We start from the raw sequence: 18,839 nt of genomic DNA, 5'->3' as shown, positions 1-18,839 counted from the left end.
AATCAGTGGAACTTTAACTTGCTTGCACAACGACTTAATAACGATTTTTCAGCAGGAGCCGATAGATTCGCCTTGCAACATTGCCTTTTCTCAATGTTTTACAAAGGGGGTTACAAGATTACCCCCGGTTGTTGCCAGTTACTAAGCAACCACCACCAACAGTTTATTCATTATGCTCAACGGTTAGCAGATTGCCAGAAAAAGCCGGAGGGCTATGTTCGGGAAATATTAATGAGTGATGAGATAGCTAAGGATACCCGCAGGAAACTCTTACATCATCTTTTATTGATAGCAACCAAATACGCTACTCCACCGGTTGAGCTAGAGTATGACTTCTTGAGAGATCAATACTTTGTTATCAACCCCTCACCCACCAGCTACAATCTGGAGTTTTACATTCCACCGGGTCAGCCGCTTCCGGATAATAAAGAAAAGGTCAAGCATGTCCTGCTGGAGCATGGGCTGAAATACGCCAGCCAACAGGTTCGAAATGATAAAGACGTTGTATTACCAACCATTAAAGAACATCCAAAGGACCTGAAATATGTCAGTAAAGCACTGAAGGATGATAAAGATGTCGTCATAGCCGCAGTCACTCAAAATGGCGAGGAGCTGGAATATGCCAGCCCGGCACTTAAGGATAATCATGAGGTTGTAAAGGCCGCTGTCACTGAGTTTCCAAGAGCTCTGCGATTTGCAAGTGAAACAGTTCGAAGCGATAAAAACATAGTTAATATGATAATTGAACAGGAGATTGGCTATTTACATTTTGCCAGTAAAACGGTATTGAATGATCGCGAGTATATGCTGGAATTAATTAAAGATAATCATCGTGCTTTCATTTTTGCTGCTCAGGAACTTAAGAATGATTACGCCTTTATTCACTCAGCAATCCTGAGAAACCACAAAGTTATTAAATACCTACGCAAATAAGCAGTTCTGAATACACCTCGTTACAGGTTAACTGCCGGATATTATATTCACTGTTTACCGATTTTTCTGTGGTTTAATCTGTAAGTAGTTAACCAAATGATAATTACGGTTATGAACTAACATTTAAAAGCTCTATAAGGAGCGATTGTCAGCTCGGTGTACTTTTGCCCTGAACGAACAGACTATTTCCTTTATTCATCATCATCAAAGGGCTCAAAAGGCTCATGATCAAATAAAAAGGATACCCCTTCCCTTTCTTTTTCTTCCTCTTCTTTAAGTTCTTTCCTGCTTTTCCTTCTTTTATCTTTATCGAACCGATTTCCGGGATTTGCATTTGGCAAAATAATGGGAGGCAGCTGCTTTTGACCACTTTCCACAGCCAGTGGTGGTTGTGCTGCGATATTGGCTAACCCCATTGAAGCAAGCAACTGGTTTAACGAACCCATTACCTGCCCGGAACTGATGGGCATTGCACTATTATTGATACCGGTATTAATACTGACCCGGTTACCTGGCTCAGCGCGACTAACCTCATTTGCACTCTTTTTCCCCGTGGGAACAGGTCCTTCCCCGTTTTTCAGCTCATGCTCGCCATGCCCATTATTCACCCCGGACTTTGCTGATACTGATAACCCATCATGCTTCATCCCAGTGTTGAGCCCATTGACTACCCCCGACTTTAATAACTCTGGATGGTATTGCCGATTAACAATGGCATGACCTTTCTGTTCAGGGGCAATTTCAGCGGTCATGGTGTACTGGCTGAAAAGAGAATCAACTTCTTGCAATAAAGCAGAGTCTGTCAGTGAGTTAGCGTCTTTTAAAGCCAACGACAGCTTCTCCACCAATCTGGATAAATCCATTGCTTTCTGGATATCTTCCGGGCGCCCCTGCAACATGAGACTATTAATAAGATTATCTAATAATTCACTGATTGAAAGACGTTGAGACAGGGGCACCCTAACCCCTTGGGAAGTAGAGTGATCTTCAGATTCCCCCTGTCTGGCATCAATCGGATGAACACTGCCATCCGTTAACAAGGCAATCAGTTGCGCTACTTTTGCTATCACCTCAATGAGAGTTTGCGCTGACGGGCTTTCTGTCAGATCAGGCCTGGAGACAACAACATGCATTGCATGTGGCTTGGTAAAGAGAGAAGCAATCGATCTATCGGGTAATGCCCTCCAGGCTGCCGACATCAAATTACCAGAATAGGCCAGATTTCTAATAACAGCTGGCTGTGAAACTGCTATTGGCAATAAAGGCGGAGCTGTAAACGCACATGTTGTCTGCGGGTACTGGCTTGCTATGTTCCTCTCAACTATCTGCCTTCCTAATGGCTTGGCAAAAAGCCTGCCATGAACAGCCATGAGCTCCCAACGCTCTACCAGCCTCACCTGCCTGGAGTTACCCATAGCATCAGTAACATACAGATTTTTTTCTTTTGTCAGTTCAGTACGGCTAACGTTAGCTGTTTGATCGCCGGAATTCGGGAAATCCAGCGGCATGGGTGCAGCCTGTTGCGTGGGTACTGCTGATTGCATTGATACAGCTTCTGCCATGGGGCCACCTGCTTAGTCTGAAGCAAAGAGTGCACTCTGCCATCATATTGAGTTAATTATTATTTTTCCCTATATCATTAAGACACTGGAAATCCGGATAAGTTCCAGTATGGTGGGTTGGTCAGCCTGCTGGAATTGCTCAACTTGAAATAAAAATATAAAGGACGGAAATAATTCACTGCACAGTAAAACTGGCGTAATCATTAGAGTATAACTAGTCTCAGCAAGAAATTTCCCTCAGAAATATCATTTAACCAATGGTAAAGAGTGGGTAAAACACATCATTTATTTGCTGTTCATTGATAACAAATTTAGTGAGGTAGCCAAAAAAAATCAGATAACAATTGAACTGCGAGAGAGGATAATGATGAAAGATGACAAGCGTCAGATCATTGAAAAAGTAACTATTATTGGTGGGACACACGGTAATGAATACATAGGTCCCTACTTCATAGGCAAGGCAGAGCAAGTGGGAGTTTATCAGGATAATGCCCTGGAAGTGGCAACGCTCCTTGCCAATCCGCAAGCCTTTGTCCAGGCAAGGCGATTTATTGATCAGGATTTGAACCGCTCATTTTCTCCCCGGATTCTCTCCGGTACGCAAGACTCCTACGAGTATCAGCGGGCAAGAGAAATTGCCAGACACTTTTCTCAGAATGACACGGCCCAGCACTTCCTTGTTGATCTCCACAGTACCACCGCCAATATGGGCATTACTCTGATCGCCAGTAACAATGAGCCACTAAACCTTCACACCGGGGCCTATGTTCAGAAAAAGACTTCGTAAAATACTGATAAAAAAGAAGAAACATTGACGCAAGTCAAATCAATACTGATAATTCTGCAGACGAAACCCACAAGCAGAACTGAGCAATGAATAAATCCCACTCTGGAAAATGCCCCGTTATGCACGGCGCGGTGACCGAGAGCGGCAAGTCGAATGTTGACTGGTGGCCAAAAACTCTGAACCTCGATATTCTGCATCAGCATGACCAGAAAACTGACCCGATGGAGCCAGAGTTTACCTATCGGGAAGCGGTGAAAACTCTCGACTTTGCTGGTCTGAAACAGGACCTTAAAAGTCTGATGACCAACTCCCAGGAGTGGTGGCCTGCAGACTGGGGACACTACGGTGGCCTGATGGTGCGTATGTCCTGGCATGCTGCCGGTACTTACCGTATTGCCGATGGCCGTGGCGGTGCCGGTACCGGTAACCTGCGCTTTGCACCATTGAATTCCTGGCCTGATAACGCCAACCTGGACAAAGCCCGTCGTCTATTATGGCCGATCAAGAAAAAGTACGGTAACAAGCTGAGCTGGGCTGACCTGCTGGCTTATGCAGGTACGGTCGCTTATGAATCCATGGGGCTGAAAACCTTTGGCTTCGCTTTCGGCCGGGAAGATATCTGGCACCCTGAAAAAGATACCTATTGGGGCTCTGAAAAAGAGTGGCTGAAGCCAAGCACTGAAGAAGGTGGACGCTACTCCGGGATGCGTGACCTGGAAAACCCATTGGCAGCGGTGATGATGGGTCTGATTTACGTCAACCCGGAAGGCGTGGATGGTAATCCTGATCCACTGAAAACCGCCCACGACATGCGCGTCACCTTTTGGCGTATGGCGATGAACGCTGAGGAAACCGTAGCCCTTGCCGCCGGTGGCCATACCATAGGTAAGTGTCACGGTAACGGTAAGGCAGAACTGCTGGGTGAGGCTCCGGAAGGTGCTGAACTGGAAGATCAGGGTCTTGGCTGGCTCAACAAAACCAGCCGTGGCATTGGCCGCAATACCGTGACTTCCGGTATTGAAGGCGCCTGGACCACCAACCCGACCCAATGGGACAACGACTACTTCCACCTGCTGTTCAAATACGACTGGGAACTGAAGAAGAGTCCGGCCGGTGCCTGGCAATATGAACCCATTAACATTGCCGAAGAAGACAAGCCTGTGGACGCGGAAGACCCGTCCACCCGCCATAACCCCATCATGACCGATGCGGATATGGCGCTGAAGGTGGATCCGGAATATCGCAAGATTTCCGAACGCTTCCGTGATGACCACGCCTACTTCTCCGAAGTGTTTGCCCGCGCCTGGTTCAAGTTGACCCATCGGGATATGGGACCAAAATCCCGTTACATTGGTCCGGATGCACCACAGGAAGCACTGATCTGGCAAGACCCGATACCTGTTGGCAAGACCGATTACGATGTAGAAGCGGTCAAGGCCAGAATTGCCGCCAGCGGTCTGAGCAACAGTGATATGATCACTACGGCCTGGGACAGCGCCCGTACTTTCCGTGGCTCCGATAAGCGCGGTGGCGCCAACGGTGCCCGTATCCGTTTCGATTTCCAGAAGGATTGGGAAGGCAATGAACCCAAGCGTCTGGAAAAAGTGCTCTCAGTACTGGAACCGATTGCGGCTGAAACCGGTGCCAGCGTGGCAGACGTGATTGTTCTGGCCGGTAACGTCGGTCTGGAAGCCTCTATCAAGGCAGCTGGTTTTGACGTTAAGGTACCCTTCGCCGCTGGCCGTGGCGATGCCACGCTGGAGCAGACGGATGTTAAGTCCTTTGAAGTGCTTGAGCCTCTGCACGATGGCTTCCGCAACTGGCTGAAGAAAGATTACGCCGTGGCAGCGGAAGAGATGCTGCTGGACCGGGCCCAATTAATGGGACTCACTGCCCACGAAATGACAGCACTGATTGGCGGTATGCGTGTTCTGGACACTAACCATGGTGGCACTAAACACGGCGTCTTCACCAATCGCGAAGGTCAGTTAACCACAGACTTCTTCGTTAACCTGGTGGACATGAATTACACATGGAAGCCGGCCGCTGATGGTCTCTATGAGGTCCGGGACCGCAAGACCGATACCGTGAAGTGGACCGCTACCCGTGTTGACCTGGTATTTGGTTCTAACTCAATTCTGCGAGCCTACGCAGAAGTGTATGCCCAGGACGATAATCAGGAAAAATTCGTTCGTGACTTTGTCGCAGCCTGGACCAAAGTGATGAATGCTGATCGCTTTGACCTGGCTTAATCGAAGCACCCGCTAAAACCCAATACACACGCCGCATTGATTGCGGCGTGTTTTTTTGTCATGACTAATTTTCTTTTTTCTGCCCACCGCCGTCATGGTAGAGTTACAGGTCGAATAGATTATCCTCCCCATAAAAGTCCAGATACACACCAGCAATCTGCAAAGCTTTAGGGGTACTACTGAATTTGAATATTTGAAGCATCATTGGTGGAGAGATCATGACCTACCCCTTTCGTTCAGTGAGCATGTTGACTTTGCTGCTGTTAACCAGCCTGTTAACTGCCTGTGGCTTCCATCTGAGAGGAGAAATGAGTACTGACAGTGAGATCCGCCAACTGTCCGTCACCGGCAATGATCCTGTCTATATACGCTACCTCTCCAAAGCCATGGAACGCAGTGGCATCGATATCAGCGAGACGGCTCCATGGCGCATCAACATCATCCGCGTTGAACGTGATATTGATCAGCAGACCGTTGCCAGCGCAGGCTATTTTGAACAGCGAATTGCCATGCATGTGGTCTACCAGTTACAGACCTCCTCCGGTCTTCCTCTGTTCTCTGCGGTTCAGTTAACCCGTGAACGCTACATCACACAGAATCAGGATGCGCCTAATGCGGCGGAATCAGAACAAGCGATTATCCTTTCTGAGCTACAGCAGGAGCTGGTTGCCACTACCCAGCGCCGGATTCACAACCTGTCTGAGGCTGAACTCTCAGCGGCCGCTGAAAAAGCCAGAGCTGCGGCGAAAGCTCAGATGAAGAACACTGAATCGAACCGGAACCCTCTGCCTTGAAGCTTCGTATTGACCAACTGGGAGCACAGCTGAAGCAACAGCTGGCGCCTGTCTACATCGTCAGCGGTGATGAACCGCTTCAGGTTGCCCGGTGCTGTGATCAGATCCGCCAATATGCCAGGGACACCGGGTTTTCCGAACGCCATGTTTATCATGTTGAAAACGGCTTTGACTGGGGGGATTTTCTCAGCACGGCAAACAGCCTGTCACTATTTGCCCAGAAGCAAATTCTTGAGCTGCGAATACCCAATGGCAAGCCCGGAGATGCAGGCAGCAAAGCGCTGCTGGAATACCTCAGCCACCCTTCACCAGACAATCTGCTGCTGATGATAACGGATCGCCTGGATAACACCCTGCAGAAATCAAAATGGTTCAAGGCTCTGGAACAGGCCGGAGTATTTATTCCCATCTGGCCAATCGAATCCCGACAGTTACCAAACTGGCTCGCTCAACAGCTTAAAATGGATGGCTACCGGGCAACCCCGGATGCCCTGAGCCTGATTGCCGAGCGTGTAGAAGGGAATCTTCTGGCAGCATCCCAGGAACTGGAAAAGCTCAAGCTTCTGGCAAAGGACAAAACCATTGATGAAGCTACTGTACGAGAAGCAGTGTCGGACAATGCGCGATACGATGTATTCCAACTGCTGGATAACGCCCTGGAAGGCAATATCAAACAGTGTGTGCGCATCCTGGGCATTCTGAAAGGTGAAGGCATCGAGCCTCCGATCATTCTCTGGGCACTGGCCAGGGAGATACGCCTGCTCAGCCATCTCAGCCGACAGCTATCCCGGGGGATTGCAAGGAATCTGGCGATTGAACAATCAGCTAAAGCGCTGGGGTTCGCACCATATATGCTAAAGCGCAGGACGTCATTACTGGAAAAGGCCATTCGCCGGAGCAGCGAGCGAAACCTGCGTCAATTGCTGCTGTATACAGGAAAGATTGATCGTTGTATCAAAGGGTTAGAGAAAGGTAACGCCTGGGATAAACTGCTTACCCTAACCCTGAACCTGGCAGGCTTACCTCCCACAAAGGTCATTACCTGAATCCAATAAGACAATTGAATACGTGTTGGTTGCCTCCAACGTACTGACCAAGGGAGGCAACCAGATATCCCCGAGACAAAATTCGAGAAATGCCGAACAAATCCTAAGATTGAATAAGGGCTTTCACTTCCTCTTTCACTTTCGCCTTCTCCGGCAAGCCTCCGCCGCGATACTTAATGTAGAAAATTTCATTGAGCAGTTTTGAGTCTATTGGTTTGTCCTTGACTGCCTGGTCATCGCCCTTCCAGCCCTCTCTCAGGCAGGGTTGAGTCAGCCAGACTGTTAAGTCCTGCGGGTCTGGTATGCCTTTTCTCAGGCAAATGCTGGTGATTGTGTTGGCCACAGTAATATTGATTGGGCTGTTCTTGACAGCTTCGTCATCCCCCGTCCAGCCCTCTCTCAGGCAAGGCTGAATCAGGAAGGCTTTCACGTCCTGCGGGTTTAGCAAAACATTTTCATCTGGACAAAAGGGGCAGATTATGCCGAGCATTGTACAGTCAATTGGCTTGTCCTTTACAGCATCGTCGTCACCCTTCCAGCCCTTTTTCAGGCAAGCCAGACTCATGAAGGCTCTCAGGCCCTGCGCGTCCGGTATGCCTTTGCAATGACAGAGGCAAGCGGTGATCCATTCGAGCACTTGAACGTTGATAGGGTTGCTCTTAACGGCCTCGTCATTGCCCGTCCAGCCTTCTCTCAGGCAAGACTGACCCAGAAAGGTTTTCAGGTCCAACAGATTCGGTAAGCCTTTGTAATCATACATGCTGCCAATTTGCCAGAGTCGATCACAGTCGATCGGATTGTTCTTAACAGCCTCGTCGTTGCCCGTCCAGCCTTCTCTCAGGCAGGGCTGTTCCAAAAAGGCTTTCAGTTCCGACAGGTCCGGTATGCCTAAGCCGTCACAAATGTCGGCGATTATCTCAAGCACATGCTCGTTGATAGGGTTGTTCTTAACGGCCTCATCGTTGCCCGCCCAGCCATATCTCAGGCAAGACAGACGCAGGAAATCACTCACGGGCAGGGCGTCTGGCAAGCCTTTGCTCCGATACATCTTGGCAACATCGGAAAGCGTTGATGTATCGATTTGTTCGTCCTTGACAGCTTCATCGTTGCCTGCCCAAAAGTTTTTCAGGCAGGGCTGCGTCAGCAGAGCTTCCACGGCTTGCGCATCCGGAATGCCTAAATCAGCACACATGAACGCAATTTCGCTGAGCACAGCCAGGCGAATTGACCTTTGATTAACGGGCAGGTCTGCCTGGTCATGTTTCAGGCAGGACAGTTTCAGAAAGGCTATCAGGTTCTCCTTATCCGATGGTAAAGCACCTTGAAACATCGAGGTGACTGAGTCTAGCAGTACATTGAAACTCTTTTCATTTACATCCGGTAAGCCTATCTGATGACACAAGGTAGCGACATAATTTTTTGCCAGTTCAATATCCATCGGCTCGACGGTTGCCTGCACGCCTCTGGTCAAGGGAGCCTCTCTGCATTGTTCGCCAGAGTTCACAACCTGCCTGTGTATCAGGATTTCAGTGGTCGCAGTTTCTGTCGGCTGGAAAGCGCTCGGTAAGGACTTACCTGCCAGCTCTGTGGTTTGTTGAACCTCACGACCCAGCATAGAGGATTTCTGTTCTTCTTCAGCCCCGGTGACGGGGCTGACTACTGAGTCTGATACTGTCTGAGCAGCGGGGCGAACATTGAATGTCGCGGCAGAAGGCATTGCCATTGAGTTTAACTCCTGTTTTTGTTAAAGGGGGAAACATGATGACAACTTAAAACTTTGTAAACATACAAAAATAACTATCAAAGATTCCCCGAATAATCAGACTCAGTGAATCTCAAAAAGTTCAAACTAAAAAAATAAAATTGACATTCTGAGCAATGGTTTTCCAGACGAATACGCTCAAGAACGTTTAGTGTATGCTCTTTACCGGCCACTTGGGTAAGGCCAGATCCTGACCTGCCCATCATTAAAGTAGTAAGTAGTTAACCAACTATTTAAACGCCATAAAAACACGGCTATCAGGATGATTAATCAATAATCTGCTCCCTGAAACCCTGTCGGTGAGCATGCCACGGAACTTAATCTGGTACGAACGGTCTAAAAATTTAAATAATGTTTAAAGGACTATGCAGTATGAACAGATCTTTTCTATTTAAAAAGCCATCATTGAACGGCAAATTTTGGTGGGATAACAACAACATTCCCGGCTACCTGATGAATTCCGATATCGAAAAGGCACTTAATACCTTTCGCCAGATAAAAGAATTTCAGTACATTGAGTTCAATCAGGGCAGGCCTACTTATGTGTTTATGATGGAAGATGTATGTCCGTATACACCCTACGATAAAGTAATGGTCTCCATTACTGACCGGGGCGATATGAAATATGTCTTTGTGTACAACGATCCCCGGCCAGAAGAGCGGTGGTGGATTGTTTACCAGCCCGTTAATGAGTCAGGGGTGCCCATCAGCACTGAACGATGTGTCGGCTGGTTTATTGATGAGTATGCTGCCCTGGAAAAGGCCAGAGATGTACTGGCCAAACCGGACAGAACCAGCAAAGTAAATTAAAAGACCGCTGGCAAAGCGCTATACTTCGCAGCCTATATAACATCACATAAACAACACATAAAGCAGTAGTGCAATGACAGCATCTTCCTGGTTATCCATCCTGGCCATTTGCGCGCTTGGTGCCATCTCACCGGGCCCAAGTCTGGCTGCAGTCATGAAAAGCACCATGCAGGGTTCCAGGACCCACGGGCTGGTTACCGCCATTTCCCACGCCCTGGGGATTGGCATTTATGCTTTTCTGGTGGCGGCGGGTATCGGCGTTGTAATTACTGAAACGCCCTGGCTTTATAAATTCATTACCTATTCAGGTTCTGCCTATCTGGCCTGGATGGGGTATAAGGCCATTACGTCCTCATCCTCATTAATTAACGACCAGCATCAGTTACACCAACAGCTGAGTCTGAAACAGGCGGCAATTGACGGCTTTCTGGTCTCTTTCCTGAACCCCAAGATTGCCGTATTCTTCCTGGCGCTGTTCAGCCAGTTTGTGACGCCTGATTCCACGGTAATGACTCAGATACTGATGGCATCGATTGCCACACTCTGCGATGGTCTCTGGTATTGCCTGATTGCCTCAGTAGCAGGCCATGGGAAAGTGCTGCCAGCGTTGCGAAAAAGAGCCACGCTGATCAACCGGCTGTGTGGCAGCCTGCTGATTCTGGTGGCTCTTCGTATTTTGTGTATGTAAGTAGTTAACCATCAAGAGCTTCAGTCAAAAAGGCTCAAATCCCGAACGGCACCTTTATCCGCACTGGTGACCATACGCGCATAAGCTTTAAGTGCTGTAGAGACCTTTCTTGGCCGGGGTTTAACTGGCTTCCAGGCATCTTTCCCCTTGGCGTCCATTGCTGCCCGTCGCCCGGCAAGTTGGTCTTCGGTCAATTGGACATTAATGCTTCGGTTGGGAATATCTATCCGAATGATGTCTCCATTCTCTACCAGACCAATGGCGCCACCGGATGCGGCCTCAGGAGAAGCGTGACCAATGGACAATCCGGAAGTGCCGCCGGAGAAACGTCCATCCGTCAGCAGCGCGCAGGCTTTACCCAGCCCTTTCGATTTCAGATAACTGGTCGGGTAGAGCATTTCCTGCATACCCGGACCACCTTTTGGCCCTTCGTAGCGAACGATCACCACCTCTCCCGGCTTCACCCGGTCTTGAAGAATATTGTTGACCGCATCTTCCTGACTTTCACAGATATGAGCCGGACCTTCGAAGACCAGGTTATCATCATCAACACCCGAGGTTTTGACGACACAGCCATCGGCGGCAATGTTGCCATAAAGCACAGCAAGCCCCCCTTCAGTACTGAAGGCATGTTCCAGTGAGCGAATGCAGCCATCAGCCCGGTCATCATCCAGTGTCTCCCAGCGATAATCCTGACTGAATGCTTCTGTCGTACGAATACCGGCAGGACCTGCTTTAAAAAACGCTGTTACCGACTCATCACGGGTTTGAATAATATCCCAACGGGACAAGGCTTCACTAACGGTGGCGCTATGCACCATGGGAATATCATTGTGCAATAGCCCGGCACGATCCAGTTCACCAAGGATACCCATCACACCACCTGCCCGGTGAACATCCTCCATATGATATTTCGGGGTGTTGGGAGCCACCTTGCATAATTGGGGAATCCGACGGGATAACTCGTCGATATTGCGCATATCGAAAGGTATACCGCCTTCCTGGGCAGCAGCCAGCAGGTGCAGGATGGTATTGGTCGATCCGCCCATGGCGATGTCCAGACTCATGGCATTTTCAAACGCCTTGAAACTGGCGATGGATCTTGGCAAAACACTATTGTCATCGTGTTCATAATAACGCCGGGTGATATCAACAATACGGCGCGCTGCCTCCAGAAACAGCTGCTCACGGTCAGCGTGAGTAGCCAGCATGGAGCCATTGCCCGGCAGGGAAAGACCGAGCGCTTCCGTCAGACAATTCATGGAGTTGGCGGTAAACATCCCTGAGCAGGAACCACAGGTTGGACAGGCTGAACGCTCATACTCCGCAACGGTTTCATCATCTGCATCTGAAGCGGCAATCACCATGGCATCGACAAGATCAAGCCCATGCTGTGACAGCCTGGTTTTACCCGCTTCCATTGGGCCACCTGAAACGAAAACCACCGGGATGTTCAGGCGCATGGCAGCCATCAACATGCCCGGGGTGATTTTGTCACAGTTGGAAATACAGACCAGCGCATCGGCTGTGTGGGCATTGACCATATATTCAACGGAGTCAGCGATGATGTCCCGGCTGGGTAACGAATAGAGCATGCCATCGTGCCCCATGGCTATGCCATCATCCACGGCAATGGTGTTGAACTCTTTCGCCACACCACCATGCTGCTCAATTTCACGACAAACCAATTGTCCCATGTCTTTCAAATGGACATGGCCGGGCACGAACTGGGTAAATGAGTTAGCGACAGCAATAATGGGCTTGTTGAAATCCCCATCATTCATACCCGTTGCCCGCCATAGCGCACGGGCTCCGGCCATATTACGGCCATGGGTTGATGTTCTGGAGCGATAGGCTGGCATGAAACAGTCCCTCTATAACGGTTGGTCGGAAATGGTTTTATTCTGGCTTTTGGTTTCTGGCTTTTGGTTTCTGGCTTTTGGCTTTTGGCTTTTGGCTTTTGGCTTTTGGCTTTTGGCTGTACACGGTGGCTTATAGAAAGTCACTGCACTCCATTGCTGACGGGGTTTTCATCGCCATCCAATGGCGGCCAGTCAGAATATCAAAATTCAGTCGATTTGTCTGACTATGTGGAAATACAACCGGAATAACCGGAATAGAAGCCACTCATCAAAGTCATTACGGGAAATAAGACTTAATCCTTGAAAAGCGGCCATTACCAGAATGGTCAAAAAAGACGTTCAGCTGGCAAAATGGTGCTGCCGGGCGATGTGTTTTTCAATCATGATATCAATGGCTTCCTGATCATAGGGTCTCAAGCCGGAGAGAATCATGGTTTTCTCCCCCATACCCACCACATCACTATTCTCACGGTAAATAAAGTTAAGCGTCACCTTACCCCGCTTGCCATTAACATCCAAAGTAGCGCCTGCCGCTTCCAGATGGGGGTTTACCAGGTCAACACGTTCCATTTTCAGGGTCATGCTGTCGTAGATGACCAAGGGTTTGACGGTATTGATCATGACGCCATGGGACTTCATCAGCGGCACAAAGACATTGGGGAAATTCTCACCAGAGAAAGCGACATAACTGCGCACCAGCTGCTCAATCATTGACGTATCATGACTACAGGCACCATGGCGCTCAATATCCAGATACATCTTGCCGGAAAGGTCATAAATGCTCTTATGCCCTTTATCGTTGGTACAGATTTCCAGCTCAACACCGTCGCTGACCATACCATTGAAAGTGACACGCATATCGCTATACAGGCCTTCACTCAGCAGGACCTTGGCAAATAGCAGATCACCCGGAACGCAGAACCGGGAGTTATTCACATCGTGGAGTGGATTAAAATCATTGGCAATGCGCTTCGCAAACTGGCTGGCCTGTTCACGGGTAAACGAAAAGCGGCTGTCTGCCAGTGAAGTACAGTATTGATCGATAAACATAGTGTTAAAGCTGGATTCCTACCACAATCATCCCACAGCCAGCCGACATTGATCACCTCTGGCTACTGCTGGCTAATGAATGTCAGTCATTAGTGACAAATGCCCATGGTAAAACATCTTAAGTGAGTAAGTCCCCTTAAACCTACAAGTAAATCGTAGCTTTTTGTTTAACGAAGCCCACGGAATTCTCCATCCATACCTGACGCATTGGAAGCAAAGTGACGGGGTCGCCCAGACGGGGTCGCCCAGACGGGGTCGCCCAGACGAGGTCGCCCAGACGGGGTCGCCCAGACGGGGTCGCCCAGACGGGGTGGTGGGAGTATGCCACTAACGTCCTGAAAGCAGCATTACAGAACTTAATGTTATTGCCATGGTCTATTTGTGCTATTCAACCGCCAGCATCAGACCCAGCCCATGGCAAACTCTTTTAACCTCCCACCCTGCCACTTCCCCTCCCAAAGCACAAATGGTCACGTTCCTGCTTTTGAGGCATTAGCGATGGCTGAAGTGATAACAGATTTCCAATCTTATATTCCAAAAGGGCTACAAGCACAAGAACCACTGGGTCTACGCAACCGATCGGTGAAACCAACTGAAAATCAGGTCGTTCACTACACTGAAAAACTACTAAAAACGAAAAAAAAACTGTGTGATAACGGGAACAAGGTTACTTTAGAAAGAGAAAAACGATATGTTCAAACACCATCAGCAGAAACACTCTCTAGTCTTCTGGACCAGATCCAAAGCACCTATTTGAAATACTGGGAGCTACAGCGGGTCGTGGAACTCATGCCAGAGAAGATGCCCAAGAGCTTACTGGCCATAGCGGATGAACTTGAACAGTTCGAAAATCACATGGTTGATTTTTTCCTGGGCTGCACGCCTTCAGATCCGAAACAGATTCAGGACCTGTTCTTAATGGTTGTCTGGTTTGAGGGGGTAAAAGACACTAAAAATGAAATGGAATCAGCCAACTATATATCAATCAGCAAACGGATCCTATCATTTTTCGAACATGACATAATCACCAATACTCCCATCACAAAAATTAAAAACCGGATCATTCTCTGTGACCCACTGAATCAGAAAACAAAACAGTATGATGAAAAAAAACTGCCCGAAGCCATCCTCTTAAGTATTACCAAATCATTAAAAAACCTACTATTTTTCAAGGATACTGAAACCATAAAAGCCAATTTAAAAGCATTCATTTGTGAATCTGAATTATTCAAGGAAAGGGACTGTTCACAAAAAACACTTGCAACAAATTTAACGGTCTTAGGCCTCTGCGAATCCGCATGCAATATGCTTGACCAACTGAAATGCAGTAAACTTGCCCTCATTCCCGATTTACCGGACATTCCTGACCTAAACCCGAATTCGTTATTACTCCACGCCCTCCGGTTTGGTGTGGTCAGTCAAATAACATATAACTCACCCGACATGAGCCTGTCAGCGCTGGAACAACTTATCCGCTTTCTGCAAATCCCCGAATTCAAGAAAAAATTATTACCCTTGATACAGCATTTTGCATCGACTTTATACCCGTCAGGCTTGACGACTATTTGTAATTTTCTGATTAATCAAGATACCTCTCAGCTTATCAATATCCCCAACAAAGACAGCAGGCTCTATTTATCAGCCGTCCTTCACTACCTGAAAAATGAGCCTGAAAAAGCAGAAAGTGAGCTGTTAAAATCCCGCACCCCTGAAGCCCGATGGCTACTCAGTAAGATATATGAGAAAAACAACCGGTTAGAAGAAGCCATTGAGAATTCCAGATTGGCCCTGCAAAAAGGAGTTAATGTGGCCAATCTGCAATTGGCGCTGCTGCTGATGAAGAACAGCAGAAATGATATCGGTTCAATAGAGTCGGTTATTACCCATTTGCAGCGGGCTATAGAGCATTATGATTTTATCGATGCAAAGGAAGTATCATTTTATATTCAGGGAATTATCGATGAACTGGAACTCATTGAAACAAAACCAACCGCCCCGGAAGTGACACCTGAAAAGAAAAAGGGACCCAAAAAACCACGGCACCGTTCAGGCCCAACCGGAAAAAAAAGAGCCACAAAACTACGGGGTAAACATGAAAGTTTAAACAGAGGCCCGAATGAACAAACACAGGGCCCTGGCTTTTCTGGAGGTCTATTTTCTGAAGGTCAATGCTCTAAAGATCAATGCCCTACCAACGCAAACCCTGTATGCCCCACAAGTACCGCAGAAGCACCCACCCGAAAGGGAAGCATTAAATCGATCCATCAAACCCGACTGTCCTACATCAGCCTCTGGGTCACACAATTATTACACAACAGTGACTTTGAACAAGCCCGTGCTGTACTGGAACAATCCTGCCAGGATACTCAGCTGACACTGCAACAGGCCAGCTTTGCTCATATGGATTTATGGAGCCTAAGGGTTATAGCAAAAGGCTCTGAACACTTGGAGGCCTTCAATGCGTCAGCCAAACAAGAACAGAAGCCCGGTGGGTTAAATATACTGGCTCAATCCGGCGAAACACTGACCGAATACGGTCTGGACCGGCAGGATTGCGAAGCGGTTTTATTATCTGACGACATCCCAAAACACCAACTGGCCATTCGCAACCTGATTATTGATAAAGCACTGGGATGGCTATGCTGCCTCCACCCTTGTGACCAGAATTTAGCCGAATATAAGGCTCAGTGGATAAGTCAGCCCTGCACTATCGCCAAACATCATTTAGCCGAATTTGAACATAGCCTGTCACTGACATTCGTCACCGGTTCTTTTTTATCCCTTATTGGCCACATACATGGTGATATGGCAACAGATTGTGATGATCAAAAAGAGAAAAACAGGCTCAAACAAAAATCGGGAGAGTTCTATGGCACAGCTAATGAATTTAATAATTGGAGAATTCGATTAAAAAACGAACCTCGGTTACGTCATCGCATCGCAAAAAAAACCCCATTAGGCGATATTCAAAGACTAAGAAAAAACCTCGTAGCCGCAACAAAGCGATAGTGTTGATAACGTTAAAGATAGGGTGGAATGCCACCACCCCATACCCTCAAAGACCAACGTTGTTCTTTTGTAGGACTTGCTCCGCACGATAGCTTGATCGCACCAGCGCACCAGAAACCACCTCAAGAAACCCTTTTTCCAATCCCCATTGCCGATATTTTTCAAACTCTTCCGGCGTCACATAACGCTCAATGGGGAGATGGTTAACGGTTGGCTGCAGGTACTGGCCAAAGGTAACAATATCAACATTAATGGCCCTCAGATCATCCAGGGCTTCAAGAATCTCATCATCGGTTTCACCGAGCCCCAGCATCAGGCTGGTTTTCGTCAGGACATCAGGACGGTATTTCTTGGCATGTTCCAGCACAGCCAGTGTCTGTTCATAACTGGCCCTGGGATCACGCACGGGGTGAGTCAGTCGGCGAACGGTTTCTACATTCTGGGCAAAGACCGCTATGGGGCTATCAACAACTTTCTCAACATGGGACATGACACCGAGAAAATCAGGCGTCAGAACCTCTACATCAGTATCCGGGTTTTCTGCCTTAACCCGGCGAACCACATCAGCGTAATGTCCGGCACCGCCATCCGGCAGGTCATCCCGGTTCACCGAGGTCAGCACCAGATATTTCAGGTTCATCAGCTTGACCGAGTTAGCGGTATGCTCAGGTTCATCATGATCCAGCCACCCTTTAGGATTCCCGGTATTCACGGCACAGAACCGGCAGGCCCGGGTGCAGGTATCACCCATCAACATGATGGTCGCAGTACCAGAACTCCAGCACTCATTGATATTCGGACACATGGCCTCTTCACAGACCGTACTGAGCTTATGCTCATGAACAGTACTTTTGACTTCTTTGTATTTTGTACCGTGACTTGCTTTTATTCTGAGCCAGGATGGTTTCCGCTGAATCGGGGCATGCTGCCCCCCGGCACTGGCTTTAATGCCATTTTTAATGGCTGTGATACCTTTGTCATTGACAAATTTGGTACCACTTTCTATTTTGACGCCACCGTCTATCTGCACGGTAGGAATAATGTTTTCCGGCTTCATCCGTGGGCTTTCTCCGTTGAGGCCGCTATTCACCAGCTCATGGCTGTCAAACGATTCAAGACCGCTGTTATCGGAATGAGTAGTCATGCCTCCCCCCTGTTATCTTAGTGTACTGCTAACTGGACCATTAAACGGCTGACCCATTATCCCCGCTATCTGCCAACAGCTCATCACTCGCCGCTTTTTCATCAATATTGATGTAGCCTAGTGCTTTCTGAAAGCATACCAGTAAACGCCGACTCACTTCCTCTATGTCTACATTTCCCAACAGCGATGCCATATCCACCACATGGAGCCCGGGGTAACCACAGGGATTAATACGGTTAAATGGTTCCAGATCCATATCTACATTCAGGCTTAGCCCGTGGTAAGAACACATTTTACGAAAGCGAAGCCCAAGGGATGCAATTTTTGCCTCTTTGACATAAACACCCGGCGCATCCGGCCTGTTCTGTGCCTCTAAACCATAACTGGCAAGCATTTCAATCACAGCACTTTCCAATGCCGAAACCACGGCCCTTGGACCACTCTTCTTCCGGCGTACATCCATCAGGAAGTAAAACACCAGCTGCCCCGGGCCATGATAGGTAACCTGGCCACCACGATCCACCTGAATAACCGGTATATCTCCCGGGAAAAGAACATGTTCCGGCTTGCCGGCCTGTCCCTGGGTGAAAACCGGGGGATGTTCCACCACCCAGAATTCATCCCGGGTCTGATCATCCCTATTGGCAGTAAAGGCTTTCATAGCCTGCCAGACAGGCTCGTAGTTTCTCCGCCCGAGATAACGTACGATCAGGTCATTTTCAATACCGTCAGACTGTTGAGTGCTTTCAGCCATCAAAGCCCTGTCCATTACAAAACCATCTGAATACGGCCACTGGCTTTCAAATCTTCAAAGAGTGCCTGCAGTTGAGGTTCGCCAGTGGCATGAATAACCACGGTCACTGACATGTACTTGCCATTTCGACTGGTTTTCATCTTTGCATGGCCATCGAAGTCCGGTGCATGTTTTGCCACCACCCTTAGCACAAAATCTTTATAATCGGGAGCGGAGTGCCCTACGATACGAATAGGGTAATCACAGGGAAATTCAATTTTCGGGGCCTGTGGCTCATTCATAACCATCTACCTACATCATTGTCGAACTGTAAGTAATTATCCTTAAATAATTCCGACATTTAGAACTCACTCTCCGTTCACCCTGAGCGGAGTCGAAGGGTGCCT

General features: G+C 48.3%; 15 protein-coding genes. 8 read left to right on the top strand and 7 right to left on the bottom strand.

Annotated elements, in window-relative coordinates; all coding sequences use genetic code 11:
- Positions 1 to 933, top strand: a 933-nt coding sequence (locus KDK15_RS10470; RefSeq protein ID WP_257295304.1) for a DUF4116 domain-containing protein, incomplete at its 5' end; no start/stop codon positions are given.
- Between the two features lie 191 nt (positions 934 to 1,124).
- On the opposite strand, the gene KDK15_RS10465 is transcribed toward KDK15_RS10470, so the two are convergent.
- Positions 1,125 to 2,495, bottom strand: coding sequence for a hypothetical protein (locus KDK15_RS10465; protein WP_257295303.1), 1,371 nt, complete (start codon positions 2,493 to 2,495; stop codon positions 1,125 to 1,127).
- Between the two features lie 364 nt (positions 2,496 to 2,859).
- Between KDK15_RS10465 and KDK15_RS10460 the strand changes: the two genes are divergently transcribed.
- From KDK15_RS10460 to holA, 4 genes are all read left to right on the top strand, one after another.
- Positions 2,860 to 3,282: a succinylglutamate desuccinylase/aspartoacylase family protein gene (locus KDK15_RS10460; protein WP_257295302.1), complete on the top strand. Its 423-nt coding sequence runs from the start codon at positions 2,860 to 2,862 to the stop codon at positions 3,280 to 3,282.
- A gap of 86 nt (positions 3,283 to 3,368) precedes the next feature.
- Positions 3,369 to 5,534, top strand: a complete 2,166-nt coding sequence (gene katG / locus KDK15_RS10455) for a catalase/peroxidase HPI (RefSeq protein ID WP_257295301.1) — start codon at positions 3,369 to 3,371, stop codon at positions 5,532 to 5,534.
- A 218-nt stretch (positions 5,535 to 5,752) separates the two neighbouring features.
- Entirely contained in the window at positions 5,753 to 6,328 is a 576-nt protein-coding gene (locus KDK15_RS10450; protein WP_257295300.1) for a hypothetical protein, read from the top strand.
- Complete coding sequence (holA, locus tag KDK15_RS10445) at positions 6,325 to 7,374, top strand: DNA polymerase III subunit delta (protein WP_257295299.1); 1,050 nt, start codon at positions 6,325 to 6,327, stop codon at positions 7,372 to 7,374. Before KDK15_RS10450 ends, holA begins: the two co-directional genes overlap by 4 nt.
- A 103-nt stretch (positions 7,375 to 7,477) precedes the next feature.
- On the opposite strand, the gene KDK15_RS10440 is transcribed toward holA, so the two are convergent.
- A complete protein-coding gene (locus KDK15_RS10440; protein WP_257295298.1) occupies positions 7,478 to 9,097 on the bottom strand; it encodes a hypothetical protein in 1,620 nt (539 codons plus the stop codon).
- Positions 9,098 to 9,508: 411 nt separating this feature from the next.
- Between KDK15_RS10440 and KDK15_RS10435 the strand changes: the two genes are divergently transcribed.
- Positions 9,509 to 9,946 carry a hypothetical protein gene (locus tag KDK15_RS10435; RefSeq protein ID WP_257295297.1) on the top strand — a complete coding sequence of 146 codons (438 nt, stop codon included), beginning with the start codon at positions 9,509 to 9,511 and terminating at the stop codon, positions 9,944 to 9,946.
- 73 nt (positions 9,947 to 10,019) lie between these two features.
- On the top strand, positions 10,020 to 10,634 hold the full coding sequence (locus tag KDK15_RS10430; protein ID WP_257295296.1) for a LysE family translocator: 615 nt from the start codon (positions 10,020 to 10,022) through the stop codon (positions 10,632 to 10,634).
- A gap of 20 nt (positions 10,635 to 10,654) precedes the next feature.
- Here the strand turns inward: KDK15_RS10430 and ilvD are convergent, their stop codons facing one another.
- Positions 10,655 to 12,496 carry a dihydroxy-acid dehydratase gene (ilvD, locus tag KDK15_RS10425; protein ID WP_257295295.1) on the bottom strand — a complete coding sequence of 614 codons (1,842 nt, stop codon included), beginning with the start codon at positions 12,494 to 12,496 and terminating at the stop codon, positions 10,655 to 10,657.
- A 339-nt stretch (positions 12,497 to 12,835) separates the two neighbouring features.
- Entirely contained in the window at positions 12,836 to 13,546 is a 711-nt protein-coding gene (locus KDK15_RS10420; RefSeq protein ID WP_257295294.1) for a DUF3581 domain-containing protein, read from the bottom strand.
- Between the two features lie 582 nt (positions 13,547 to 14,128).
- On the opposite strand from KDK15_RS10420, the gene KDK15_RS10415 reads away from it, so the two are divergent.
- Positions 14,129 to 16,555 carry a lipopolysaccharide assembly protein LapB gene (locus tag KDK15_RS10415; protein ID WP_257295293.1) on the top strand — a complete coding sequence of 809 codons (2,427 nt, stop codon included), beginning with the start codon at positions 14,129 to 14,131 and terminating at the stop codon, positions 16,553 to 16,555.
- Positions 16,556 to 16,601: 46 nt separating this feature from the next.
- Here KDK15_RS10415 and lipA read toward each other — a convergent pair whose 3' ends face one another.
- The 3 genes from lipA to KDK15_RS10400 form a co-directional block, all read right to left on the bottom strand.
- The gene (gene lipA, locus KDK15_RS10410; protein WP_257295305.1) at positions 16,602 to 17,612 is read right to left on the bottom strand and encodes a lipoyl synthase; all 1,011 of its coding nucleotides are present in this window, start codon (positions 17,610 to 17,612) and stop codon (positions 16,602 to 16,604) included.
- Positions 17,613 to 17,739: 127 nt separating this feature from the next.
- Positions 17,740 to 18,468 (bottom strand): lipoyl(octanoyl) transferase LipB, encoded by a 729-nt coding sequence (lipB, locus tag KDK15_RS10405; RefSeq protein ID WP_257295292.1) that lies wholly within the window; start codon positions 18,466 to 18,468, stop codon positions 17,740 to 17,742.
- A complete protein-coding gene (locus KDK15_RS10400; protein WP_101746054.1) occupies positions 18,468 to 18,734 on the bottom strand; it encodes a YbeD family protein in 267 nt (88 codons plus the stop codon). The genes lipB and KDK15_RS10400 overlap by 1 nt, the downstream gene beginning before the upstream one ends.
- Between the last annotated feature and the right edge of the window lie 105 nt (positions 18,735 to 18,839).

Source organism: Endozoicomonas sp. YOMI1 (assembly GCF_024606345.1).
Classification (GTDB): Bacteria; Pseudomonadota; Gammaproteobacteria; order Pseudomonadales; family Endozoicomonadaceae; genus Endozoicomonas.
This window is presented reverse-complemented; position numbering and strand designations above follow the sequence as displayed.